Origin of the sequence: Streptomyces sp. NPDC053427, assembly GCF_044544985.1 — a bacterium.
In the GTDB taxonomy this organism is placed as follows: Bacteria; Actinomycetota; Actinomycetes; order Streptomycetales; family Streptomycetaceae; genus Streptomyces.
On record NZ_JBITYA010000007.1, the window covers coordinates 120,411 to 143,449 of the forward strand.

At 72.2% G+C, this 23,039-nt stretch carries 25 protein-coding genes; 12 read left to right on the forward strand and 13 right to left on the reverse strand.

Features of this window, described 5'->3' with window-relative positions; translation table 11 throughout:
* The first annotated feature begins 11 nt into the window (after positions 1-11).
* On the forward strand, positions 12-1,136 hold the full coding sequence (locus ACIGWZ_RS20735; protein WP_400066667.1) for a P1 family peptidase: 1,125 nt from the start codon (positions 12-14) through the stop codon (positions 1,134-1,136).
* A 45-nt stretch (positions 1,137-1,181) separates the two neighbouring features.
* Here ACIGWZ_RS20735 and ACIGWZ_RS20740 read toward each other — a convergent pair whose 3' ends face one another.
* A complete protein-coding gene (locus ACIGWZ_RS20740; RefSeq protein WP_400066669.1) occupies positions 1,182-1,976 on the reverse strand; it encodes a VIT family protein in 795 nt (264 codons plus the stop codon).
* A gap of 122 nt (positions 1,977-2,098) precedes the next feature.
* Here ACIGWZ_RS20740 and ACIGWZ_RS20745 point away from each other — a divergent pair, with 122 nt between their 5' ends.
* A complete protein-coding gene (locus tag ACIGWZ_RS20745; protein WP_400066671.1) occupies positions 2,099-2,713 on the forward strand; it encodes a YIP1 family protein in 615 nt (204 codons plus the stop codon).
* Positions 2,714-2,762: 49 nt separating this feature from the next.
* Here ACIGWZ_RS20745 and ACIGWZ_RS20750 read toward each other — a convergent pair whose 3' ends face one another.
* Positions 2,763-3,023: a hypothetical protein gene (locus ACIGWZ_RS20750; protein ID WP_400066672.1), complete on the reverse strand. Its 261-nt coding sequence runs from the start codon at positions 3,021-3,023 to the stop codon at positions 2,763-2,765.
* A 304-nt stretch (positions 3,024-3,327) separates the two neighbouring features.
* On the opposite strand from ACIGWZ_RS20750, the gene ACIGWZ_RS20755 reads away from it, so the two are divergent.
* Positions 3,328-4,530: a CaiB/BaiF CoA transferase family protein gene (locus tag ACIGWZ_RS20755; RefSeq protein WP_400066674.1), complete on the forward strand. Its 1,203-nt coding sequence runs from the start codon at positions 3,328-3,330 to the stop codon at positions 4,528-4,530.
* Between the two features lie 81 nt (positions 4,531-4,611).
* The gene (locus ACIGWZ_RS20760; protein ID WP_400066675.1) at positions 4,612-5,940 is read left to right on the forward strand and encodes an Ig-like domain-containing protein; all 1,329 of its coding nucleotides are present in this window, start codon (positions 4,612-4,614) and stop codon (positions 5,938-5,940) included.
* Between the two features lie 93 nt (positions 5,941-6,033).
* Here the strand turns inward: ACIGWZ_RS20760 and ACIGWZ_RS20765 are convergent, their stop codons facing one another.
* Positions 6,034-6,903 (reverse strand): NAD(P)-dependent oxidoreductase, encoded by an 870-nt coding sequence (locus tag ACIGWZ_RS20765; protein WP_400066677.1) that lies wholly within the window; start codon positions 6,901-6,903, stop codon positions 6,034-6,036.
* Between the two features lie 300 nt (positions 6,904-7,203).
* On the opposite strand from ACIGWZ_RS20765, the gene ACIGWZ_RS20770 reads away from it, so the two are divergent.
* Positions 7,204-7,437: a hypothetical protein gene (locus ACIGWZ_RS20770; protein ID WP_400066679.1), complete on the forward strand. Its 234-nt coding sequence runs from the start codon at positions 7,204-7,206 to the stop codon at positions 7,435-7,437.
* Between the two features lie 4 nt (positions 7,438-7,441).
* Here the strand turns inward: ACIGWZ_RS20770 and ACIGWZ_RS20775 are convergent, their stop codons facing one another.
* The 5 genes from ACIGWZ_RS20775 to ACIGWZ_RS20795 form a co-directional block, all read right to left on the reverse strand.
* Entirely contained in the window at positions 7,442-7,765 is a 324-nt protein-coding gene (locus ACIGWZ_RS20775; RefSeq protein WP_400066681.1) for a hypothetical protein, read from the reverse strand.
* 95 nt (positions 7,766-7,860) lie between these two features.
* Positions 7,861-9,888: a fructose-specific PTS transporter subunit EIIC gene (locus tag ACIGWZ_RS20780; protein WP_400066683.1), complete on the reverse strand. Its 2,028-nt coding sequence runs from the start codon at positions 9,886-9,888 to the stop codon at positions 7,861-7,863.
* 74 nt (positions 9,889-9,962) lie between these two features.
* Entirely contained in the window at positions 9,963-10,910 is a 948-nt protein-coding gene (gene pfkB, locus ACIGWZ_RS20785; RefSeq protein WP_400066684.1) for a 1-phosphofructokinase, read from the reverse strand.
* A 64-nt stretch (positions 10,911-10,974) separates the two neighbouring features.
* Positions 10,975-11,748 (reverse strand): DeoR/GlpR family DNA-binding transcription regulator, encoded by a 774-nt coding sequence (locus ACIGWZ_RS20790; RefSeq protein ID WP_400066686.1) that lies wholly within the window; start codon positions 11,746-11,748, stop codon positions 10,975-10,977.
* A gap of 230 nt (positions 11,749-11,978) precedes the next feature.
* On the reverse strand, positions 11,979-12,980 hold the full coding sequence (locus ACIGWZ_RS20795; RefSeq protein ID WP_400066688.1) for an RNA polymerase sigma factor RpoD/SigA: 1,002 nt from the start codon (positions 12,978-12,980) through the stop codon (positions 11,979-11,981).
* A gap of 209 nt (positions 12,981-13,189) precedes the next feature.
* Between ACIGWZ_RS20795 and ACIGWZ_RS20800 the strand changes: the two genes are divergently transcribed.
* Together ACIGWZ_RS20800 and ACIGWZ_RS20805 are read left to right on the forward strand one after the other, a co-directional pair.
* On the forward strand, positions 13,190-13,726 hold the full coding sequence (locus tag ACIGWZ_RS20800; RefSeq protein WP_400066690.1) for a GNAT family N-acetyltransferase: 537 nt from the start codon (positions 13,190-13,192) through the stop codon (positions 13,724-13,726).
* A 131-nt stretch (positions 13,727-13,857) separates the two neighbouring features.
* A complete protein-coding gene (locus tag ACIGWZ_RS20805) occupies positions 13,858-14,403 on the forward strand; it encodes a hypothetical protein (protein ID WP_400066692.1) in 546 nt (181 codons plus the stop codon).
* 69 nt (positions 14,404-14,472) lie between these two features.
* Here the strand turns inward: ACIGWZ_RS20805 and ACIGWZ_RS20810 are convergent, their stop codons facing one another.
* Together ACIGWZ_RS20810 and ACIGWZ_RS20815 are read right to left on the reverse strand one after the other, a co-directional pair.
* Positions 14,473-15,030, reverse strand: coding sequence for a pyridoxamine 5'-phosphate oxidase family protein (locus tag ACIGWZ_RS20810; RefSeq protein WP_400067254.1), 558 nt, complete (start codon positions 15,028-15,030; stop codon positions 14,473-14,475).
* Positions 15,031-15,148: 118 nt separating this feature from the next.
* Positions 15,149-15,574, reverse strand: coding sequence for a pyridoxamine 5'-phosphate oxidase family protein (locus tag ACIGWZ_RS20815; RefSeq protein ID WP_400066694.1), 426 nt, complete (start codon positions 15,572-15,574; stop codon positions 15,149-15,151).
* A 344-nt stretch (positions 15,575-15,918) separates the two neighbouring features.
* Here ACIGWZ_RS20815 and ACIGWZ_RS20820 point away from each other — a divergent pair, with 344 nt between their 5' ends.
* Positions 15,919-16,416 (forward strand): MarR family winged helix-turn-helix transcriptional regulator, encoded by a 498-nt coding sequence (locus ACIGWZ_RS20820; protein ID WP_400066696.1) that lies wholly within the window; start codon positions 15,919-15,921, stop codon positions 16,414-16,416.
* A 100-nt stretch (positions 16,417-16,516) separates the two neighbouring features.
* On the opposite strand, the gene ACIGWZ_RS20825 is transcribed toward ACIGWZ_RS20820, so the two are convergent.
* Both ACIGWZ_RS20825 and ACIGWZ_RS20830 read right to left on the reverse strand, forming a co-directional pair.
* Positions 16,517-18,046: an MFS transporter gene (locus ACIGWZ_RS20825; protein ID WP_400066698.1), complete on the reverse strand. Its 1,530-nt coding sequence runs from the start codon at positions 18,044-18,046 to the stop codon at positions 16,517-16,519.
* Positions 18,047-18,143: 97 nt separating this feature from the next.
* Positions 18,144-18,839: a TetR/AcrR family transcriptional regulator gene (locus tag ACIGWZ_RS20830; RefSeq protein WP_400066700.1), complete on the reverse strand. Its 696-nt coding sequence runs from the start codon at positions 18,837-18,839 to the stop codon at positions 18,144-18,146.
* Between the two features lie 232 nt (positions 18,840-19,071).
* Here ACIGWZ_RS20830 and ACIGWZ_RS20835 point away from each other — a divergent pair, with 232 nt between their 5' ends.
* The gene (locus tag ACIGWZ_RS20835) at positions 19,072-20,319 is read left to right on the forward strand and encodes a M6 family metalloprotease domain-containing protein (RefSeq protein ID WP_400066702.1); all 1,248 of its coding nucleotides are present in this window, start codon (positions 19,072-19,074) and stop codon (positions 20,317-20,319) included.
* Positions 20,320-20,356: 37 nt separating this feature from the next.
* On the opposite strand, the gene ACIGWZ_RS20840 is transcribed toward ACIGWZ_RS20835, so the two are convergent.
* Positions 20,357-20,998, reverse strand: a complete 642-nt coding sequence (locus ACIGWZ_RS20840) for a TetR family transcriptional regulator (protein WP_400066704.1) — start codon at positions 20,996-20,998, stop codon at positions 20,357-20,359.
* Between the two features lie 151 nt (positions 20,999-21,149).
* On the opposite strand from ACIGWZ_RS20840, the gene ACIGWZ_RS20845 reads away from it, so the two are divergent.
* From ACIGWZ_RS20845 to ACIGWZ_RS20855, 3 genes are all read left to right on the forward strand, one after another.
* Entirely contained in the window at positions 21,150-21,311 is a 162-nt protein-coding gene (locus tag ACIGWZ_RS20845; RefSeq protein WP_400066706.1) for a hypothetical protein, read from the forward strand.
* A complete protein-coding gene (locus tag ACIGWZ_RS20850; protein WP_400066707.1) occupies positions 21,308-21,616 on the forward strand; it encodes a hypothetical protein in 309 nt (102 codons plus the stop codon). Before ACIGWZ_RS20845 ends, ACIGWZ_RS20850 begins: the two co-directional genes overlap by 4 nt.
* Positions 21,617-22,065: 449 nt before the next feature.
* On the forward strand, positions 22,066-23,007 hold the full coding sequence (locus ACIGWZ_RS20855; RefSeq protein ID WP_400066709.1) for a hypothetical protein: 942 nt from the start codon (positions 22,066-22,068) through the stop codon (positions 23,005-23,007).
* Positions 23,008-23,039 lie beyond the last annotated feature (32 nt).

Below are 23,039 nucleotides of genomic sequence, written 5' to 3' on the forward strand. Positions count from 1 at the left end.
ACCCATGACGCATGGCTGACGCACAGCAGGGACGGGACGTACCGCATCTGCCGGGCCCGCACGACGCGCTGACCGATGTCACCGGACTGCGGGTGGGCCACGCCGAGCGGACCGGCGAGGGACATCTGACCGGCACCACCGTGGTGCTCGCCCCGGACGGCGGCGCGGTCGCGGCCGTCGATGTACGGGGCGGCGGGCCCGGCACCCACGAGACCGATGCGCTGGATCCGCGCAATCTCGTGCAGCGGGTGGAGGCGGTGGTGCTGACCGGCGGCAGCGTCTTCGGGCTGGACGCGGCGTCCGGTGTGGTGGCTTGGCTGGAGGAGCGGGGCCGCGGCTTCCGTGTCGGCCCCGATCCCGCGCAGGTCGTCCCGGTGGTCCCGGCCGCCGCCCTGTTCGACCTGGGGCGCGGCGGCGACTGGCGGGCCCGGCCGGATGCCGCGCTGGGGCGGGCGGCGGCCGAGGCCGCGGCGGGTACGGACCCGCGCTCGCCGGTGGCGCAGGGCAATACGGGCGCCGGAACGGGTGCGGTGGCCGGCGGCCTCAAGGGCGGCATCGGCACCGCGAGCGTGGTGCTGCCCTCGGGCGTCACCGTCGCCGCGCTGGCCGCCGTCAACGCATCGGGCAGCTTCGCCGACCCGGACACCGGCGCGCTCTACGGGCGGCTGGCGGGCGGCCCGGCCGCCTTCCCCTCCCCCGACATCCACGCCGCCGCCCAGCGCCGGCTCGCCGAGGCCCGGGACATCGCGCAGGCCCGCGCCGTCGCCTCGGTCCGCCCACCGCTCAACACCACGCTCGCGGTGGTCGCCACCGACGCCGTCCTCACCCGCGCCCAGGCCCACAAGCTCGCCGGCAACGCCCACGACGGCCTGGCCCGCGCGATCCGCCCCGCTCATCTCCTCTCCGACGGTGACACGGTCTTCGCGCTGTCCACCGCCGTCCGCCCGCTCGCGCCGGAAAAGGCCCTCAACGACCCGGCGGTCGGGGTGAGTGCGCAGGTCGGGGCGCTGAACGAGATCCTCGCCGCCGGGGCCGATGTGCTGATGCGGGCCGTGGTCAAGGCGGCGTTGGCGGCGGAGACGGTGGACGGCCCCGGGGGCCTGTTCCCGTCGTACCGGGACCTGTACGGGGCCTGACGGGGCGGTACCCGCGGGCCGCAGTCACACCCCCGCCGGGCCGGGTCACACCCCCGCGGCCCCGAGCAGCGTCCCCGCGCCGTAGGTCACCGCCATCGCCAGCGCGCCGCCACCGGCATTGCGCAACACCGCGCGGGTCGCCGGCGCGGCGCCCAGCCGCCTGATGATCCGAGGCAGGAGCCGTTGGTGGTTGCTGTCCGCGGACGAACCTCGAAATCCGGCCGGAGCGCCCATCCTGGCGCTGCTCCAGCCGCACAGCGCGAGCGCGGCCAGCACCGCGACCACGGTGACGGGCAGCCGCAGCGCGGCGGGCGGCAGCACGATCGCCAGCAGCGGCAGCAGCGCGCCGGCGGTGAAGGCGAGGAAGCTGGCGCCGGCCGCGTGCCAGGGGTTGGTCAGCTCGTCGGGGTCGATGCCCAGCTCGACCTCGGCGTGGGCGCGCAGCGCATCGTGCTCGGTGAGCTGCTCGGCGACCTCCGCGGCCAGCTCCGCGCTGAGCCCCTTGCCCTCCAGCAGCTCCGTCAGTTCGACGAGCTCGGCCTGCGGTTCGGTGGCCAGCTCGCGCTTCTCCAGGGCCAGGGCGGCCTTTTCGGAGTCGCGCTGGGTGGAGACCGAGACGTATTCGCCGGCGGCCATCGACATCGATCCGGCCAGCAGTCCGGCCAGGCCCGCGGTCAGCAGGGCGGCGCGGTCGTCGGTGGCGCCGGCCACGCCGACGACGAGCCCGGCGGTGGAGACGATGCCGTCGTTGGCGCCGAGGACCGCGGCCCGCAGCCAGTTGAGCCGGCCGGCGAGTCCGCCGCCGTGCGCCTCGTCGTGCTCGGATGTCTGAGGGCTCACCGGCCGAGCGTCTCATCCTCCCCCGGTCCCGGCTACCGCTCGACCGGGAGGTCCCCCCATCGTGGCGCCGCCGTCCGGCGCCGCCGCAGCGCCGCGAAATCGCCGGTGGTAGAAACGGCCGTATGTCCGCATCGCCACCTCCCCCCACGCCTCCCCCCACGCTCGTCCGGCCGGAGCCCCGTCCGCCCGCGCCACGCCGCCGCCTTTGGTGGCACCGGCTGATTTTCGGGCTCTGGTACCGGCCGGTGGAGATCCTGGACGAGGCGCGGGACCGCAGCGCGTGGGGTGCGGCAGTGTTGTTGTCGCTGCTCAGCGGCGGTATCGGGATACTGTCGGTGGATGCCTTCCGGCAGCAGTGGTCGGCGAGCCGGACCATGGCCCTGCAACTGGTCGGGCTGGCCGAGGCGGGGGTCCTGGTGGCCAGCCTCGCGCTGGGATCGGTCACCCACGCCATCGCCCGCACGCTCGGCGGCAACGGCCGCTTCGCGCCGACCGCGAGCCTGTTCATCGTCCTGTTCTGGGTGACGGATCTGCCGCGGCTGGCCATCGTGGCCTGGCTGCCGACCGATGCCACCTTCATCCAGGCCGCGACCTATGCGACCTGGGGCTTCGGCTATGTCCTCGCGGTACTGCTGATAAGAGGTCAGCACCATCTGCCGACGCTGAAGTCGGCGGCCACGGTGTCGGTGCAGATGCTGGCCGCGCTGGCGCTGCTGCGGCTGGGCCCGGTCCGTTAGGACCTCTCCGGGGACTCCCGCCCGGCTCGACGGCGGGAGACTGAGCGCCCTAGCCGCGGCCGGTCAACTGCCGTACGAGGACCGCGAACGCCTCCCGCTCCGCGGCGCTCAGCTCCACGCACTCCGACGGCGGCCCGGCGGGCCCCGTCTGCCGCGGCACCGCGTTGAGCCGCCGCGGCCGGCCGCGCCCGGCCGCGGGCTGGGTGCGGGCCCGTCGCACCAGTCTGGCCAGCGCGACGAACCAGGCGACGGTCGCGACGAGCAGCACGGCGAGGATGACGTGCTGCAGAATCGAGACGGAGGGGAGCATACGGACCTCCAGGACGGGCGGGCGCTGGGCGGAACCGGGCCGGAACGGGCAGAACTGGACCGGCCCGTTCCATTGGACACCACGGCCGAGGGCTTTCGACAGGGGATCCGGCGCCGTAATTGCCCAGGTGACGTATCTCCTATGACATTTCAGCCCTTTTCCAGTGGCCGGTCCGGGGCGTGCCGCCGCCACCTTCCGGCGCGGCAGGGTGTGTCCCTTCCCCTTGGACACCGCGGAGGCTTCCGCCCGGCGAGCACCGCCCCGACCATGGCCGCACCGTGTCCGCGACGTCAGGAGTACGCACGTGCCGCAGCAGCCCCCGCCGCCGACCCGGTCGCCCTCCCCCACCGCCCTCGAAGGCATCGTGGTCGCCGACTTCAGCCGGGTGCTGGCCGGGCCGCTGGCCGCCGCGACGCTCGCCGACCTGGGCGCCGAGGTGATCAAGGTGGAGCGGCCGGGCACCGGCGACGACACCCGCGCCTGGGGCCCGCCGTTCGCCGCCGACGGGACCGCCGCGTACTTCGATGCCGCCAACCGCTCCAAGCGCGGCCTGGCCCTGGACCTGGGCGATCCGGACGACGCGGCCGCCGCCCGCGAACTGGCGCGCCGGGCCGACGTGCTGATCGAGAACTTCCGTCCCGGCTCGCTCGCCAAGTACGGCCTGGACCACGCGGCGACCCGGGCGGCCAACCCCGGCCTGGTGCACTGCACCATCACCGGCTTCGGCTCCGGCGAAGGCGCCCATCTGCCGGGCTACGACTTCGTGGTGCAGGCCGTCGGCGGGCTGATGGGCATCACCGGGGAGGCGGGCGGTACGCCCCTGAAGGCGGGGGTCGCGCTGGTGGACGTACTGACCGCCAAGGACGCCACCACCGGCATCCTCGCGGCGCTGCGGCACCGCGACCGCACCGGCCGGGGTCAGCTGGTGGAGGTCAATCTGCTGTCCTCGCTGCTCGGCTCGCTGGTCAACCAGGCGTCCGGCTATCTGGCCACCGGGCGCGATCCGGGGCCGATGGGCAATCGTCACCCGAGCATCGCTCCGTACGAGACGCTGGCCTGCCGGGGCGGGCTGCTCGCGGTGGCGGTGGGCAACGACCGGCAGTTCCGGGCGCTGGCGCGGGCGCTGGGCGCGCCGGAACTGGCGGAGGACGTGCGGTTCGCGCGGAACCAGGACCGGGTGCACAACCGCACGGATCTCGTCGCCTCTTTGGAGGAGCGGCTGGCGGCGGACACCCCGCAGGGCTGGACCGAGCGGCTGAGCGCCGCGTCCGTGCCGTGCGGGCCGGTCAATACGCTCTCCGAGGCGCTGGACCTGGCGGCGCGGCTGGGGCTCGATCCGGTCACCCCCGTCGGCGAGGGCCGCCTCCCCCAAGTCACCAGCCCCCTGCGCCTCTCGGGCACCCCGGTCACCCAACCTTCGGCGCCACCCCGCCTGGACGAACACGGCACCCCGCTGCGAACCTGGTTGTCGGGGCCCGCCGACCGACCCCTCCCCCCACGGGTGTGACCTTCGTCACAACATCGCCGCACCCGCAACCAAATCCGCCCGTAGGTGCTGTTTACCAGCACGGAATCACAACACCCCTGTATGGAGCAGCTCGTGACATCGCCGGACAACCCCGCGCCCGCCTGGTCCCGCACCCCGCACCGGCCGCTCCAGCAGGCAGAGCAGCCCGCCCCGGGCGCGTCGCGCCGCGCCCGCCGGGCCCGCCGCACGCTGGCCGTGACCGCGCTGTTCGCGGCGGGTGCGCTGGCCCTGTCGGCCTGCGGCGGCGACGCCGAGGCGGGCGACCATGACGCCAAGAACGGCCAGGCCGGCGCGGATGCCGCGGCCGCCAAGGACGCCTCGGACGCCAAGATCAAGGTGTCGTCGAAGGACGGCGCCACCGACGCCAGCATCAACGACACCGGGGTGACGGTCACCGGCGGCAAGTTGACCGACGTGAAGCTCACCGTGGCCGACTCGGGCGCCCCCGTCGCCGGCGCCATATCGGCCGACAAGGCCTCCTGGAAGCCCGGCGTCCAGCTGGAGCGCGGCACCAAGTACAAGATCACCGCGAATGCCAAGGACGCCAAGGGCCGTTCGGCCACCGAGAACGCGACGTTCACCACCGTCTCCTCGGCCAACAGCTTCATCGGCAGCTACACCCCCGACGACGGCAAGACCGTCGGCGTCGGCATGCCGGTGTCCTTCAACTTCGACAAGGTGATCACCAACAAGAAGGACGTCCAGTCCCACATCAAGGTGACCTCCAGCAGCGGCCAGCAGGTCGTCGGCCACTGGTTCGGCGCCCAGCGCCTGGACTTCCGGCCGGAGGACTACTGGCAGGCCGGCTCCAAGATCACCATGAAGATCGACCTGGACGGGGTGAAGGGCGGCCAGGGCATCACCGGTGTCCAGTCGAAGACGGTCTCCTTCACCATCGGCCGCTCGCAGGTCTCCACCGTCGACATGAACACCCAGATGATGACGGTCAAGCGGGACGGCAAGACGTACAAGACCATCCCGATCTCCGGCGGCAGCCCCGATCACCCGACCTACAACGGGCAGATGGTGATCTCGGAGAAGTTCGAGCAGACCCGGATGGACGGCTCGACGGTCGGCTTCGGCGGCGAGTACGACATCAAGGACGTCCCGCACGCCATGCGCCTGTCGTCCTCCGGCACCTTCATCCACGGCAACTACTGGGGCGCCTCGTCCGTCTTCGGCAACTCCGGCACCAGCCACGGCTGCGTCGGTCTGCGCGACCAGAAGGGCGGCGGTGGCGACACCCCGGGCAAGTGGTTCTTCAACGAGTCGCTGGTCGGCGATGTCGTCATCGTGAAGAACTCCCACGACCAGACGGTCAAGCCGGACAACGGCCTCAACGGCTGGAACCTGTCGTGGTCGGAGTGGCAGGCGGGCAGCGCGGCCTGACCGCCGACCGGCGCCGCCCGGCGCGCTCCGGTACCGAACGGCTCTGACGGTGGCCGGTCCCTCTGCGGAGGGACCGGCCACCGTCGTGTTTCGCTACGGCGCCCGCAACAGCTCCTCCACCACGCCCGCGAAGCCCTCGTCCCCGTGGCCGCCCGCCACCCGCCGCCGCATCAGCGCGAAGACCGGGGCGAACAGTTCGTCGCTGACGCCCTGCGCGTGGCTCACCGCACCGATGCTGTCGTGCGAGACCTGCATGGCGAGGTTCGAGCCGGTGGCGCCGTAGTCCCCGGAGTCGATCTCCGCCGCCATCGCGGGCAGCGCGCCGCACATCGCCCGCAGCCACGGCACCAGCAGCCCCGTCGTGAACTCCTCGACCGGGCCGCCCGCCGAGCGCACCAGCGCCGCCGCATGCGCAAAGCCGCCGAACATGCCGTACATCCCGCTCAGCAGCGCCAGGTCGTTCAGCGGTGCCGCCCCCGGGTCCTCCCCCAGGTAGACGCTGCGGGCGAACGCGTCCAGCACCCCCTGGTACGTCGCGAACGCCGCCCGCGACCCGCTGTAGAGCACGAACGCCTCGGGCCGGCCGATCATCTCGGGCACGGCCATGATCCCGCCGTCCAGATACGCGCCGCCGAGCCCCGCCACCCGCTTCGCCATCGCCCGGGCCTCCTCGGGCGACCCATTGGTCACATTCACCACGACCCGGCCCCGCAGCGCCTCGCCGCCGCCGGCCTGTTCCTCCAGCAACACCCCGACATCCGCGTAATCCAGGATGCAGACGATCACCACGTCCCCCTCGGCGACCGCCTCCGCCACGGATCCGGCCCGCCGCGCACCCCGCCCGACCAACCCGTCCGCCCTGGCGGCCGTACGGTTCCACACGGTCACCCGGTGGCCGGCCGCCAGCAGGGCGTCCGCGAGGGCCGTACCCATGGCCCCGAGCCCGAGCACCGCGACATTCACTGCACCATTCGGCGCGTCATTCACTGCGACATTCACTGCGTCATTCGCCGCAATATTCTTCGATACCGCCATTGGTCCCGCTTCCCGCTTTCCGCTTTCCACGTTCCGCATGCACGTTCCGCATTCCGCATTACGTCTGCTGCTTGCGTCGCCAGTCTTTGCGGAAGCCCGGGGGCGGACAAGTACGCACTAATAAGTGCGTACTTACCTTCAGGTGAGCAGGCGAGCGCCCATCGGTCCCTCGTCCCGGCGGAGCGTCGGGACCGTCATCAGCTGCGGGTCCTGGAGCAGCAGCCGCTCGTGGAGCGCCTGAAGGCGACGGTCATTCTCGCGGCCTCGTTCGCCACCTGTGCCTCCTCCGGAATCGTCCTTCTGAAGAGGCTGGGCATCGGCACGGTGGTGGTGAATCTCCTCGACGCCACGCTGATCCGGGCGGTGCTGGTACCGGTGTTCATCCGGCTCGCCGGAAAGGCGCATTGGTGGGCGCCGCGGCCGCTGCGGGCGCTGTACGACCGGCTCCGGATTTCCGGGTAGCGCGTCAAAGAACCTTTGCCAGCAGCACGCAGAGGGCAACGGCGAGCAGGTAGCAGCCGATGCCCACCCAGGTCAGGATGGGGCGCGAGCGACGACGGCCGTACCAGGTCAGCGCCAGCGCGGCGGATGTCAGGAGGCAGGCGAGCACCGGGGGAATCCTGGGCCCGCCGTGGGTGAACGCCATAGAGAGCCATGCCCAGGGAAGACCCACCGCGAAGGCAGGCGGCAGCATCGACCAGGCCCGCACCTGCCGCTGCAGAGCGTCCTCCGCCGGGCTGGGGGCGTCATCCTTCAGCCCGAGCGACGGCAGTTCCGGTCCGTGATGCATGTCGCCTCCGTCGCTCCTTCTCACCGCCGCCGCACAGTAGCAGCGGTGGTCGGCGGCCGAGCACCGCGGCGGGGAGAAGAGAAGCGTTCGACGGCTCAGGCCGCCACCGGCACCTCCCGTTCGCCGGTGGCGGCCGCCGCCGTTCCCGAACTCCCCGCTCCGGGGGCGCCGCGAAGCCCCTTGAGCAGCATCACCAGGGCCGCGCTGACGCCCGTACCCGCCGCGATGGCCAGGAGGTAGAGGAGCGGCTGCCCGATCAGGGGGACGACGAAGATGCCGCCGTGCGGGGCGCGCAGGGTGCAGCCGAAGGCCATCGACAGGGCGCCGGTGACCGCGCCGCCGGCCATCGCGGAGGGGATGACGCGCAGCGGGTCGGCGGCGGCGAACGGGATGGCGCCCTCGGTGATGAAGGAGGCGCCCAGCACCCAGGCCGCCTTGCCGTTCTCGCGTTCGGTCGTGGTGAAGAGCCTGCCGCGTACGGTCGTTGCCAGCGCCATCGCCAGCGGCGGGACCATGCCGGCCGCCATCACCGCGGCCATCACCTTCAGGCTCCCCTCGTTGGGGTGGGCGAGGCCGCCGACGGCGAAGGTGTAGGCGACCTTGTTCAGCGGGCCGCCGAGGTCGAAGCACATCATCAGGCCCAGCAGAGCCCCCAGGATGACCGCGTTGGCGCCGGAGAGGCCGGACAGCCAGTCGGTCAGGCCCTTTTGCAGCGCGGCGACCGGCTTGCCGACGACCAGGAACATCAGGAAGCCGACGACCGCGGAGGACAGCAGCGGGATGACGACGACCGGCATGATGCCGCGCAACGCGGGCGGGATGCCGATCCGTTGGACCGCCCTGACCACCGCGCCCGCGAGGAGTCCGGCGATCAGACCGCCGAGGAAGCCCGCGTTGACGGTGAGGGCGACGGCGCCGCCGACGAAGCCGGGGACGAGTCCGGGCCGGTCCGCCATGCCGTACGCGATGAAGCCGGCCAGGACCGGGACGAGGAAGCCGAAGGCGACGCTGCCGGTCTGGAAGAGGAGGGCCGCCCAGCTGGCGGACTCGGTCCAGAGGAAGTGGTGGGCGACGGACGGCGCCTTGTCGACGGTGTAGCCGCCGAGGGCGAAGGCGAGGGCGATGAGGAGGCCGCCCGCGGCGACGAAGGGAACCACGTAGCTGACGCCGGTCATCAGCCATGTGCGCAGGCGGGTGGCGAAGCCGTCGGCCTGGTCGGCGTCCTTGTCCATGGGGGCGGCGGCCCGCGCCGGGGCGCCGGTTTCCCCGCGCTCGGCCTTCTCCCGTACCTCGGCGATGAGTTCGGCGGGGCGGTTGACGCCCGCCTTCACCCCGACGTCGACGGTCGGCTTCCCGGCGAAGCGGTCCTTGTCCCGTACCTCGACGTCATGCGCGAAGATCACGCCGTCCGCGGCCGCGACCAGCCGCGGGTCCAGCCGCTTGAATCCGGCCGAGCCCTGCGTCTCGACGGATACCTCGACACCGGCGGCCTTTCCCGCCTTCTCGAGCGACTCGGCGGCCATGTAGGTGTGGGCGATGCCGGTGGGGCAGGAGGTGACGGCGACGATACGGAAGGGGGCGGGGGCGGCGGCCGGTTCGGGTGCGGCTGCCGGTTCGGGTTCGGGGGTCGGCTCCGGCTCGGGTTCCGGGGCCGACGCTTCGCCGGCGTCCGGGCGCGGTGGTTCGTCTCCCCGTATGAGCGCCGCCGCCGGGCCCGGCTCGACGGCGGACCGCAACGCGCCGGTGAACGCCTCGTCCATCAGGTGGCGGGCGAGGGTGGAGAGGATCGACAGATGGTCGGCGTCGCCGCCCGCCGGGGCCGCGATCAGGAAGATCAGGTCGGCCGGGCCATCCACCGCACCGAAGTCGATCCCGCGGCCGCTGCGTCCGAAGGCCAGCGTCGGCTCCGTCACGTGTGCGCTGCGGCAGTGCGGGATGCCGATGCCGCCGTCCAGGCCGGTCGGCATCTGGGCCTCGCGCGCGGCCACATCCGCGAGGAAGCCGTCCAGATCGGTGACGCGGCCGGCGGCCACCATCCGCTCGGCGAGCGCCCGTGCGGCCGCTTCCTTCGTTTCCGCGGACAGGTCGAGGTCGACCAGTTCCGCGGTGATCAGCTCACTCATCGCGCGACTCCCTTGCTGGCGGGGTGGACACCCTCAGGCCCGTTCGGCGCCTGAGGACGGGCGGCGCCGGCCGTTCAACGCACCGGCTCGGTGAGTACGCGGTCCAGCGGAACCGCGTCCGTGACCCTCACCGCCGAGGGACGGAGATCCTTCGGCGTCGGCATCAGGCTGCCCGGGAGCTGGACGGCGGCCGCGCCGTGCGCCACCGCCGCCGCCAGCGCCCGGACGCCCGCACCGCCCGTCGCCAGGAACCCGGCCAGCGAGGCGTCCCCCGCGCCGACGTTGCTGCGGACGGCGGCGACCGGTGCGCTGCCGTAGTGGGCGCCGTCCTCGTCGACCAGCAGCTGGCCGTCGGCGCCCAGCGAGGCCAGTACGGCGCGGGCGCCCGCAGTGCGCAGTTCCTCGGCGGCCTCGACGGCGTCGCCGAGGGTGGCGAGCGGTCGGCCGACGGCCTGGGCCAGCTCCTCGGCGTTCGGCTTGACGACGTCGGGGCGTTCGGCCAGGGCCGCGGTCAGCGACGGGCCGGAGGTGTCCAGCGCGATCCGGGCACCAGCCCGGTGGGCGCGCGCGACCAGTTCGGCGTACCACTCGGGCGGCAGTCCCCGCGGCAGACTGCCGCAGCAGGCGATCCAGTCGGCGCCGGCCGACCGCGCGCCGACCGTCGCGAGCAGCGCCTCCGACTCCTCGGCGGTGAGCTCGGGCCCGGCCGCGTTGATCTTCGTGAGCGTGCCGTCCGGTTCGGCGACCGAGATGTTGGACCGCGTCTGGCCCGCCACCGGTACGCCCGCCACCTCGATGCCCTCGGCGCCCAGCAGCCCGGCCAGCGCCGCGCCCGCCGGACCGCCCAACGGCAGGACGGCCAGCGTCCGGTGCCCGGCGGCGGCGACCGCCCGCGAGACGTTGACGCCCTTGCCGCCCGGGTCGATCCGGTCGGCGGTGGCCCGCAGCACGGCCCCGCGGTCCAGCGCCGGGATCTCGTAGGTGCGGTCGAGGCTGGGGTTGGGGGTGACGGTGAGGATCATGCGTGTATCGCCTTGAGAGTCGTGCGGATGCCGCCCTGGGGGTCATACGCGTACGCCTTGGGGGTCATGCGCGTACGACTTCCGTGCCCGCGCGCTCGATGGCGAGGGCGTCGGCGGGGCTCAGTCCGGTGTCGGTGATGAGGAGGTCCACGTCCGCCAGCTCGCCGAAGCGGGCGAAGTGCTGCTGCCCGAACTTGGCGGAGTCGGCGAGCAGGACGACCCGGCGGGCGGCGGCGATCAGCGCCCGCTTGACGGCGGCCTCCGCGAGGTCGGGGGTGGTCAGGCCGCCGTCCAGGGAGAAGCCGTTGGTGGCGAGGAACAGCACATCGGCGTTGATCTCGCGGTAGGCGCGCAGCGCCCAGTCGTCGACCGCGGCCCGCGTACGGTGCCGGATCCGGCCGCCCACGAGATGGAGGGTGAGACCGGGGTGGTCGGCCAGCCGCGCGGCGACCGGCAGGCCGTGGGTGACGACGGTGAGCTCGGCCTCCAGCGGAATCTCCGCGGCGAGCCGGGCGGCGGTCGTACCGGCGTCCAGGATCACGCTGCCGGAGCCCGTTCCGCCCCCGGGGAGCTCGGCCAGCGCGGCCCGCGCGATGCGCTGCTTCTCGTCGGCGGCCACGGCGTCCCGCTCGGCGAGGTCCGGCTCGAAGTCCAGCCGGCCGGCCGGAATGGCGCCGCCGTGCACCCGGCGCACCAGCCCGGCACGGTCCAGGGCCTTCAGATCCCGCCGTACGGTCTCGGCGGTGACCTGGAACTCCTCCGCGAGGGAGAGCACATCGACCCGCCCGCCCTCACGGGCGAGCCGCAGAATCTCCTGCTGGCGCTCCGGTGCGTACATCTGTGTCTGTGTCCGTTCCCTGCCCGAACCTGTGGTTTCAGCGGGATGCTACGCCGGGAGATAGCCGAAGTAAACACGTTCGGACGGCAAGCAGACTCAAACGGACATCGTCGCGGTGGCCGCGGGACACAGAGAGCCCCGATGCCCTATCCATGGCACCGGGGCTCGTCCTTCGCGTTACCGGGATTGCAGGGGGCACCGACCGCCGGACCGCCCCCCGCCGCCGCGGCCTATGCCGCCGCGTCGAAGCCCGTGTCCCGGGCCATCCGCTTCAGCTCCAGCAGCGCATGCTTCTCGATCTGGCGGATCCGCTCGCGGGTCAGGCCGTGCTGCTTGCCGACCTCGGTCAGCGTGCGCTCGCGGCCGTCCTCGATGCCGTAGCGCGCCTTGATGATGGAGGCCGTGCGCTGGTCGAGGCGGTCGATCAGATCCTCCAGCTCCTCGCTGCGCAGCAGCGTGAGCACGGACTGCTCGGGCGAGGCCGCAGAGGTGTCCTCCAGCAGATCACCGAACTGGGTGTCGCCGTCGTCGTCCACCGACATGTTGAGGCTGACCGGGTCGCGCGCCCAGTCCAGTACGTCGGTGACCCGGGCGGGCGTGGAGCCCAGCTCGCCGGCGACCTCCTCGGGCTCCGGGTCGCGGCCGTTCTCGCGGTTGAACTCGCGCTGTACCCGGCGGATGCGGCCGAGCTCCTCGACGAGGTGGACGGGCAGCCGGATCGTGCGCGACTGGTCGGCTATGGAGCGGGTGATGGCCTGACGGATCCACCACGTCGCGTAGGTGGAAAACTTGAAGCCCTTGGCGTAGTCGAACTTCTCCACGGCACGCACCAGGCCGGCGTTGCCCTCCTGGATCAGGTCCAGCAGGGGCAGACCGGCGCGAGGGTAACGGCGCGCCACGGCGACGACCAGCCGCAGGTTGGAACGGATGAAGATGTCTTTGGCCTTGGCACTCTCGACGGCCAGCGCCTCGAGCTCCGCACGGTCGGCACCTGCGGCATTGCCGTCGGTGACCGTGCCGTCCAGGATCTGCTGGGCGTAGACGCCCGCCTCGATGGTCTGGGACAGCTCGACCTCCTTGGCGGCGTCGAGCAGAGGCGTGCGCGCGATCTCGTCGAGGTACATGCCGACCAGGTCGCGGTCGGCGATCTCCCCGCCTACGGCGCGAACACTGTGGGCCCCGTCAGAACCGCTGCTGCTTTCCTGACGACGGGCGACGGCACGGGTTGCCATGCGTGTGCTCCCTTTGCGATGTTGGGGTCTCCCCTGCTCGAGCGAAGCCGAGAGCTCGGGGAAGGTCGCGGGACGGTAGGGCGGGAAACTCGATGGTTCACCGAGCGACCCGTCCGAAGGAAACAACGGCTGGAATCCGGACAGAATTCCCAAGCCGCGACCCTATTTTTGTGATCATGCAGTACCCTGCCTGCCCACGAGGGGGACGGATGCCGCCGGAGAACAGGGACGTGCAGGTCAGAGCGGGCGACGAGGACGACCTCGAAGCCCTCACGGAGCTCTACAACCACTACATTCGCGAGACGTCCATCACGTTCGACATGGAGCCCTTCACCCCCGAACAGCGTCGCCCGTGGTTGCTCTCCCACCCCAAAGACGGCCCGCACCGGCTTCTGGTTGCGCGGTCGGCGGGCGCGTCCGGTGACGAGGCCGGTCCGCTGCTCGGTTACGCGACCAGCAGCGCCTTCCGGCCGAAGGCCGCCTACGCCCCGTCCGTCGAGGTCACCGCCTACTGCGCCCCGCACGCCGCCGGCCGCGGCATCGGCACGCTGCTCTACCGGGCCCTGTTCGAGGCGCTGTCCACCGAGGACGTGCACCGCGCCTACGCGGGCATCACCCAGCCGAACGAGGCTTCGCACCGGCTGCACACCCGCTTCGGCTTCCGGCCCATCGGTACGTACACCGAGGTGGGCCGCAAGTTCGGCCGCTACTGGGACGTCGCCTGGTACCAGAAGGACCTGGGCTGAGCGGTCCCGCCCCGGCATCCACGGCCGACTGCCTGCCGCTCCGGTTGACGCATGCCCCACGTGGGTGTCGCCTGGACGGAGAGCGATGTCGACTGCCTCCCGGAAGGCGGGGCAAGCGAGAGGAGCCCGTCATGGAAACGCATCCCCAGCGGCGCGAGGCACCCGACGCGAGGACGGCCCGCTCGCACGGCTCCGTCGAGCCGGAGCACGGCGCGAGCACCGCCGCCCCGGAGACGGGCTTCCGGATCCCGGGCACCACGCGCCGGGTACCGGCGACCGTGGCCATGCCCCTCATCGTGGCGCTCGCCTTCGGCTGCTTCACGATCTTCCGCACGCACACCGACGGCACCAAGGGCGGCCAGGCGATCCTGTACGGGCTGTGCGCGGCCGTGGTCAGCGGGGCGCTGGGGCTGTATCTGGTGCACTTCCAGCGGACCATGATCACCGAAACCCGGGCGATCGGCTACGGCGCGCTCTTCGGGGTCTCGATGGGCTGGGTCTACAGCCTCGGCGGGGAGTCGATCCTCAAGTCGACCGGCTTCGGGCTGGGCCTGGGCGCCGTGATGTTCGTCGTCTCGCTGTACATCTTCCGAGGCCACCGCGTCCGCGAGCCGCACGGCCTGCACCGGCCCCACACCGCTCACCCCATGCCGCACCGTACCCACGCGGCACACTGACCCGCCGCCCGCGCCCTCGCCGGCCCCGCGGGCCGGCTGGGGCCCGCGACGTCGGCTGAGCCCCGGCCTTCAGTCCACCGGCGGCGGCGAGCCGTCGCCGGTCCGCCGGACCGTGCGCAGCGGGCGGTCCGGCCGCCAGATCTGCACCACCGTCGACGCGTCCTCGACGGACGTCCGCACCACCTCCGTCAGCGCGGCCCGGAACAGATGAAACGACTCCGGCGGCCGCACCGCCGCCGCGTACCGCGCGACCACTCGGGGGTCGGTGACCTCGATCGCGTACCCCGACACCCGCACATCGCCGTCGGCCAGGTCGGTGCCCGCACCCGGATTGGCGTGCAGCGAGAAGCGGGGGTCGCGCCGCAGGTCGAGGGCCTTGCGCGAGTTCGGCAGCATGCCCAGCCACAGCTCGCCGTAGCGGAAATCGGCCTCCAGGCCGGTCAGCCGTGGCGCCCCGTCCTTGCGGAGCGTGGCCAGGACGTGGTGCCGGAACGCCCCGAAGCGCTCCCGCACCCACCCGGCGAACTCCGGCACGGCCTCCTCGACCGCCGACCAGCCGACGGCACCTGCCGGGACCGAGGGCGAGCCGTGGCCGACGCCGTCGCCCGATGCCGATGCCGATGCCATGGTCGTCGGCGCGCTCGTCGCCGCAGTTGTCCGCGCTCCCGTATCCGTATGCGTCATGGCATGACCCTCCCCCCGAAACCCGACACCTTCCGTCCGGTTTACCGGCCGGCTTCCGCCGTCATGCCGACGGACCCAGGTCCGCCGCGTTCCACCGCTCCGGCCGCAGCCGTACGCCGATCAGCTCCCCGCCGTGCTCCAGCACCCCCGCCGCGTACTCCGACACCTTCTCCGCCGGCAGATAGCGGCCCGCGACCTCGTTGACCAGCTCCGGCGTCACCTCGACGAACGCGGCCCGGCCCTCGACGGCGGCGTAGCGGTAGGTCGGCGTCGTCGCCTGCACCGTCAGGGTGAACCGGCCGGTCTCCTCGATCAGGCGGGCCTTTCGCGACGTACGGCCCGTGAAGAGGAGGACATCGCCCCCCGGGCGGTACGCGTACCAGACCGGCGCCGTCACCGGTCCGCGCTCGCTTCCCGCCGCGACGGACAGCACGGCGACCAGCGGCTCGGCGAGAAACTGCTCACGCTCTTCCACAGACAGTGACATCGCGGACTCCTCGCGATCGGCTCTCCTCGGCGACACCGACCGGCGGCAGGCGCGGGGCATTCCACGCCGCGGCTCCCCGGTGATCGGCGGCGGCCGCACCGTACGGGTCCTTCCGAAGGGAGAGGGAACGGGCGCTCCGGGCCGCCGTATCGGGGGCCCGCCCTCCGCGCCGGTCCGCGCCATCGGGCCCGAGCGGCACGGGCCGGGCCGTGAATCCGGGGCCCCGCCCCGACGCTCTCGGGTGACCTTTCGGGCGAATCGGGAATCGACACCCCTCAGGTTCCAGCCTAACTCCGCATTGTTAAACCTTCAAGAACATGCCCGGCGGTGAGACAGTGGATGGTATGAGCATCGAATCCGCAGGCGAGCCACGCTGGCTCAGTGACGAGGAGCAATACGCCTGGCAGTGCTACCTCCATGCCACCACGCTTCTGGAGGATCACCTGGACCGCCAGCTGCAGCGTGACGCCGGGATGCCGCACGTCTATTACGGCCTGCTCGTCCAGCTCTCCCGGGCGCCGCGGCGCCGGCTGCGGATGACCGAGCTGGCCCAGAACGCCAAGATCACCCGCTCCCGCCTCTCGCACGCCATCGCCCGCCTGGAGAAGTACGGCTGGGTGCACCGCGAGGAATGCGCGTCGGACAAGCGGGGCCAGAACGCCCACCTCACGGACGAAGGCATGCGGGTTCTGGAGAAGGCCGCGCCCGGGCACGTCGCCGCCGTGCGCGCGGCGATCTTCGACCGGCTCTCCCCCGAGCAGATCGCCCAACTGGCCGACATCTGCCGGGTGATGGCCGACGGGCTTCAGCCGGAAGGCGCCGACCTCCCCTGGCTCCGCTGACGGGCGGGGGAGGTCGACGCCTTCGTATGCCGTACGGGACGGTGCGGGAGGGGCGGCGGCACACGGCCGCCGCGCCGCTCCCTCGTGTCTCCCGCGTTGCTCAGTGCACCATCACCGGCACCTGGACCTCCGCGTCCGCGCCCTCGCCCGCGGCGGCGCCGTCACCGGAGGAGGCCGCCGGCGAACCGCCGCCCTGATGGCCGGTGTTGACGAAGACGAAGGCGATCGCGGCCGCCAGCACCAGGATGCCGACCGCCCACCAGATGGCGGCGGTGTAGCCGTGCACCATCGACTCCAGCTTGAGCAGCTTCGGCGAGGCCGCACCGGCCGCGTGCGAGGTGGCGTAGGCGGTGGTGGCGCTGGCCGCGATGGTGTTCAGCAGCGCCGTACCGATCGCGCCGCCCACCTGCTGCGAGGTGTTGACCATCGCGGAGGCGACACCGGCGTCGCGCGGCTGGACGCCGTGCGTGGCCAGCGACATGGCCGGCATGAACGCCGTACCCATCCCGAGCCCCAGCAGCAGGAACGCGGGCAGGATCAGCGTCGGGTAGGACGTGTCGAGGTCGATCCGGGTCAGCACCAGCATGCCGACCGCGGCGAGGGTGAATCCGGGCGCCATCAGGAGGCGGGGCCGGACGCGGGTCATCAGCCGGGCGCCGATCTGCGTCGATCCGGTGATCATGCCGACGATCATCGGGAGGAAGGCCAGGCCGGTCGTGACCGGGCTGTATCCCTTGACGATCTGCAGGTAGTAGGTCAGGAAGAGGAAGAGACCGAACATGCCGATGACGGCCAGACCGAGCGAGGCGTAGACCCCGCCGCGGTTCCGCTCGGCGATCACTCGCAGCGGCAGCAGCGGCGCCTTCACCTTGGACTCGACCAGCACGAACGCCAGCAGCAGCACGGCGGCCGCGGCGAACAGGCCCAGCGTCGGCCCGGCCACCCAGCCGTCCGACTCGGCGCGGGTGAACCCGTACACCAGCGAGACCAGGCCGAGCGTGGCCAGGATGACGCCGGGGATGTCCAGCCGGGAGGGGTTACGGCCCTCCGCGGGCTCACGGATGACCAGGATGGCGCCGGTCGCGGCGACCACGGCGAACGGGATATTGACGAAGAAGGTCCAGCGCCAGTTCATGTACTCGGTCAGCACGCCGCCGAGGATCAGGCCCACGGCGCCGCCGCCACCGGCGATCGCACCGAAGATGCCGAAGGCCTTGGCGCGCTCCCTGGCCTCGGTGAACGTCACCGCCAGCAGCGACAGCGCGGCCGGCGCCAGCAGCGCGCCGAAGAGGCCCTGCAGCGCCCGCGCGCCCAGCAGCATCCCCTGGTTGACCGCGGCCCCGCCGAGCGCCGAGGCGAGCGCGAAGCCGATGAGGCCGATGACGAAGGTCCGTCTGCGGCCCCACAGGTCGGCGACCCGTCCGCCGAAGAGCAGCAGCCCGCCGAAGGCCAGGGCGTAGGCGGTGATGACCCACTGACGGTTGGCGTCGGTGATGCCGAGGTCCGCCTGGGCGGAGGGCAGCGCGATGTTCACGATGGTCGCGTCGAGGACGACCATCAGCTGGGCGAGGGCGATGAATATCAGCGCTTTCCAGCGCCGGGGGTCGACGGAAGGGGCGGTTTCAGGCATGAGGAGGTCCACCTAGTGGTGCGGTGAGCGGATAGCGGGACGAATGGAGCAGCGGACAGCGGGCGTAAGCGTGTGGGTACGGACGGCGGAGCGACGCTCAGGCGTGATGCCTCAGGTCCTCCAGCGTGGCGGCGGAGCCGGGGAGTTCGGACCGTGCGGGCGTCATCAGACCGTCCAGGAACAGCTGCAGATGCCGGTGCACGAACTTGTCGAAGTCGGTACAGCCACTGCCCGGCAGCGGGCGGGTGAGCTGAGTGAGCGCGACCATCAGGTCACCGACGGCGATGTCGGTACGCAGCTGGCCGCTGTCGCGCGCGGCACGCATGACGGCCTCGATGGCCACCTCCAGGCGTTCGCTCGCGGCGAGCAGGTCGGGGTGGCTCAGGTCGATGCTGTCCGAGAGCAGCGGGCACAGCGCCCCGATCCGCTCTTCCACCGCGGCGTGGACAAAGCGCCGCAGCGCCTGGAAAGCATCGGACTCCTCGGCAAGGGCGCTCTCGGCGCGGTCCGCGGTACGGGCCATGACGGAGAGCGTGACGTGGTGGATCAACTCCCGTCGATCCGCAAAGTGACGATAAAGCGTCGCATTGCCCACGCCCGCACGTCGAGCGATTTCATCGAGCGGGGCCTCGGCCCCGAACTCGACCAGGGTTTCGCGGGCGGCCGCGATGATCCGTTCCCGGTTGCGCAGCGCATCGGCCCGCAGGCGCGGGTGAGCCGGCTGCGCGTGGCCGACGGTGGCGGTGGCCGTGGTGGTATCGACGGCACCGGCGGCGGAATCCGTGGTGGTCACGGCGGCGCACTCCCTTCTTTCACGTCATGGAACGAGCCGCTCCGGCTGCCGGAGCGACGAACCGGGGAAGGCCTCCCCGTTTCATCCGTACGCCTGACTAAACGGGGATCGCCTCCCCGGATATTTCACGCGCGGTCGTGAGCTGAATCACAGGCACCTGTTACCGCCGCCCGCCCTCCGGATGACGTAATTCCGCGCGCGGGTCACCGTCTCGCCACTCAGGGTGATCTCCATGAGGCAGAAAATATCCGCGGTCCTGGTCGCGGGCGCGGTCACCGCGGCCGCCGTGGCCATGGACGCCTCGCCCACCGCCGCGGCCCTCGCCACGCCGCCCGGCGCACCACCGAGCGGCCCGTGTGCGCTGCGCGGCATCACGCACGATGTCGCGGAATCCGCGGCCACCCCCGCCGGATTCGCCCGCTCGCACGGCACGGTCCGGGCGCTCACCCTCTTCATCGACTTCCCCGACGCCCGCGCCACGATCACCCCGCAGGCCCGGTACGCCGAGTTCTTCCCGGCCGTCACGCGGTTCTTCCGCGCCAGCTCGTACGGCCGGCTCGACTACCGTCCGGTCCCGCTGCTGAAGTGGCTCCGCATGTCGCGGCCGCTGGCGGCGTACCGCATCCAGCGCGCCGCCACCTTCGACCCGCACTCGCACACCGGCTATCACGCCCTCTCCCGGGAGATCGTCCGCGCCGTCGACGACTCGGTCGACTTCCGCGCGTACGACGTCATCAACGTCCTGGCCGCCCCCAATGCGGGCCCGCCCGCGGCCCGTAAGGTCCTGTCGGTCACCTTCAGCGGCGGTGACATGGGGCTGCGGACGGGCGACCGGGTGCCGTTCCGGAATGCTTCGTTCATCTGGAGCCGGCAGTCCGGAGACAGCGCCTACCGCATCCTCAATCACGAGAACGGCCATGACTTCGGCCTCCCGGACCTCTACCGCACCGACGGCCGCCGCGTCGCAACCCCGGTCGGCCACTGGGATCCGATGGACGAGGACTGGGGGCCGAGCAGCGATTTCCTCGGCTGGCACAAATGGAAGCTCGGCTGGCTGGCCGCCGACCAGGTGCACTGCGCGCCGCGCCGCGGGACGCCCGCCGAGCACACCCTCACCCCGGTTCCCGCCCCCGGCGGCACCAAGATCGTCGTCATCCCCACCTCCCCCCGCACCGCCCTCGTGGCCGAGGCCCGCACCCGCGGCCCGCTCGACCCGACGGTCTGCCGCCCGGGCATCCTGATCTACCGCGTCACCACGAACGTCACCTCGGGCCGCGGCCCGCTGCGGGTCGTGGACGCCACCCCCCGCAGCGGCGGCTGCTTCACCACCGACAGGCACGTCGAACCGGAATTGACCGACGCCGCCTTCCGCCCCGGCGCCACCTACGCCGACCGCCGGAGCGGCGCCGCGGTCACCGTCCTCGGCGAGAACCCGGACGGTACGTACCGGATCCGCGCCGTACCGGCCCGTTGGGGATGACCGCGGCGCGGGCGGCCGGCCCCGCCGACGCGCCCGCCTACCCCATGCCGCCCTCGGCCACCCAGTGCCGCCGCGCGATGGCGATGAGCCGCAGCTGGCGCCGTGCGGTACGCACCACCCGCGCGGCCTCGTCCGCCCCGCCGTCCTCGGCGTCGATCAGCTCCGCGGCCGTCGTCACCAGCCGGTCCACGTACAGCTCCGCCAGCATCCGCACGTCCTCGGCACGCCACCCCTCGGACACCGGCTGGGACCCGAGCGCCTCCGCGACCTCCTCGGCGAACCGGTCCAGCTCGCCCGCGATGGCCTGCCGTACGGCCCGGACGCCGCCGTGCCGCTCGCGCGCCACGAACCGTACGTGCGCGGGGTGTTCGCGCACATGCCGCTCGACGACCGCGATCGTCCGGTCGATCCGCTCCTCGGCCGCCGCCTGCTCGACGAGGATCGCCCGCACCATCGCATGCAGGCTCCCCAGCGCCTCCTCCACCAGGGCGACGCCCAGCTCCCCCAGGTCCTTGAAGTGCCGGTAGAACGCGGTCGGGGCGATCCCCACCACCCGCGTGACCTCCCGCAACCCCAGGCTGCTCAGACTCTGCTCGGCCAGCAGACCCAGCGCCGCGTCGAGCAGCGCCTGCCGGGTCTTCTGCTTCTGGACCTGCCGGACTCCAACGGTGTGACTCATGTCATCCAGTAAACAACCGTTCTCCGAACTCCTCCACCCGGAGGTGACCCTAGACTGAAGGAACTCAGTGAACAACTGTCCTCTGAGTTTGTCCTTCCATGTCGGATACGCGTCCGAGCGCATCCGACGACCGAGCCGGAAAGGCAGGATCATGCTCTTCCTCGTCGCAGCCCTTCTCCTGTTGGGGATCATGCTGGGCACCGCGGCACACCTCCCCCTCCCCGTCACCCTCGTCGCGGCCGCCGTGATCGCCGGCTGGCTGCTCGTCTTCACGCTCCGCGAACGCCGCCACCACGAGGGGACCGCCCGATGACCACGCTCACCGGAACCACGCCTGGCAGCACCCGCTCCGCCAAGGCCCCCGCGGCCGCCCGGCGGCCGCGCCCGCACGCCGACGGCATGGCCGTGGCCTCCTTCGTCCTCGGCCTGCTCGGCACCCTGGTCCTGAACCTGGTGCTCGGCCCCTGCGCCCTGATCCTCGGCGGACTGGCCCTCGCCCGCGGCACCGACCGCCGCGGCCGCGCCCTCCTCGGCCTCCTCCTCGGCGCCGCCGACCTGATCCTCCTCGCCGTCCTCGTCACCACCGACGGCACGGTCAGCTGGCACATCGGAGGCTGACGGCCGACCGCCGGGACCCCTCGAAGATCGGGTCCCGGCCACGCACGGGGAGAGCGCCCGTAACCTCGGCCTCCCTTCCGCGAAACCGATTCATGAGAGCTTTATCACCAAAGGAATGTGCGTAACCGCGCATCTGTGAATAGTCTGCTTTCGCAAGTCGCCACTTGCTGCAGGAAGTTGACAGGTCGCGTCGCACAGAGCGTGCGTCCAGACGTACAGGAGATTCCGGTGATTGCCCTTCCAGGTCGAGTCGGGCTCTCGCCTCCGCAAGAGGCACCGCAGCGGCGTGGTACAGCGTCCGGACTCACGGGCGCCGCGCCCAGACCCCCGCTGCGCGCCCCCTCGCACCGCCTGCCCTGCGGCCCCGTCGAACGCCCCGCTCGACGCGCACCACGCGCGCACGGCGCGGCACTGCTCCGCCCGTCCACGTCGACCGTGACGGGATAGCCGTGAGACGCCAACCGGCATTCGACCGGCATCCGGCACGCGATGACACCCCGCTGCGGGCGGTGCTGGAGGACGCCGCGATGGGCAGGTGGGAAGGCGCCCGCGAGCTGCTGGCCGCGACCGGCGCCGACTGGGACCGCCGTATCTTCCGCCTCCAGGCGCTCGCCCGCGCCGGCGCACGGCTCACCTTCGCCGACACCTGGGCGCAGGCCGAACCCCGTTCCCCCCATGCCCTGGCGCTCCTCGCCACGGTCCAGGCCCTGCGGTCGATGGCGGGCCCCCGGGGGCAGGGCAGCGGCGCGGAGATGGAGCAGGCCTGGGACCTGTGCCACGCCGCGGGCGACGCCCTGCCGGCCGATCCGACGCCGTACGTCGTCATGCTCGCCCTTCTCCGCTACCACTCGCCGGACCGCGACCGGCAGTGGCGGGAGACGGTGCAGAAGGTGTGGCAGGAGGTGGAGGAGCGCGATCCCTGGAACAGGGAGGCGCACCACGAGATCCTCACCTACATGTTCCCCGACTGGCACGGCGTCGCGGGCGAGATGTTCCACTGGGCGCAGGAGCGATGCGCCCATGTCCCGCGCGGGATGCCGCTGCACACCCTCCCCCTCGTCGCGCTCGCCGAGTCGCACCGCCAGCGGATGAAGAAGGAAGGGCACCGGTACGGGCTGACGGTCCATCCGTGGACGGACAACCCGTCGACCCGGCAGGCCTGGGACAACTGGTGGACCTACCGAGCCCCCGCCAACCCCCATGCCTCCTTCCACGAGGACGCCAACTACCTCGCGCACGCGATGTCCTTCGCGAACCAACACAGAGCCGCGGCCGAGGTGTTCGACGCCATCGGCCCGTACGCCACGGACGTGCCGTGGAGCTACTGCGGAGACGCCCAACAGTTGTTCACCCGGCATCGAACCTGGGCGGTCAAAGCGTCCGCACCCTGACGCCGCTTCGAGACCGATCAGAGCGATGTTGT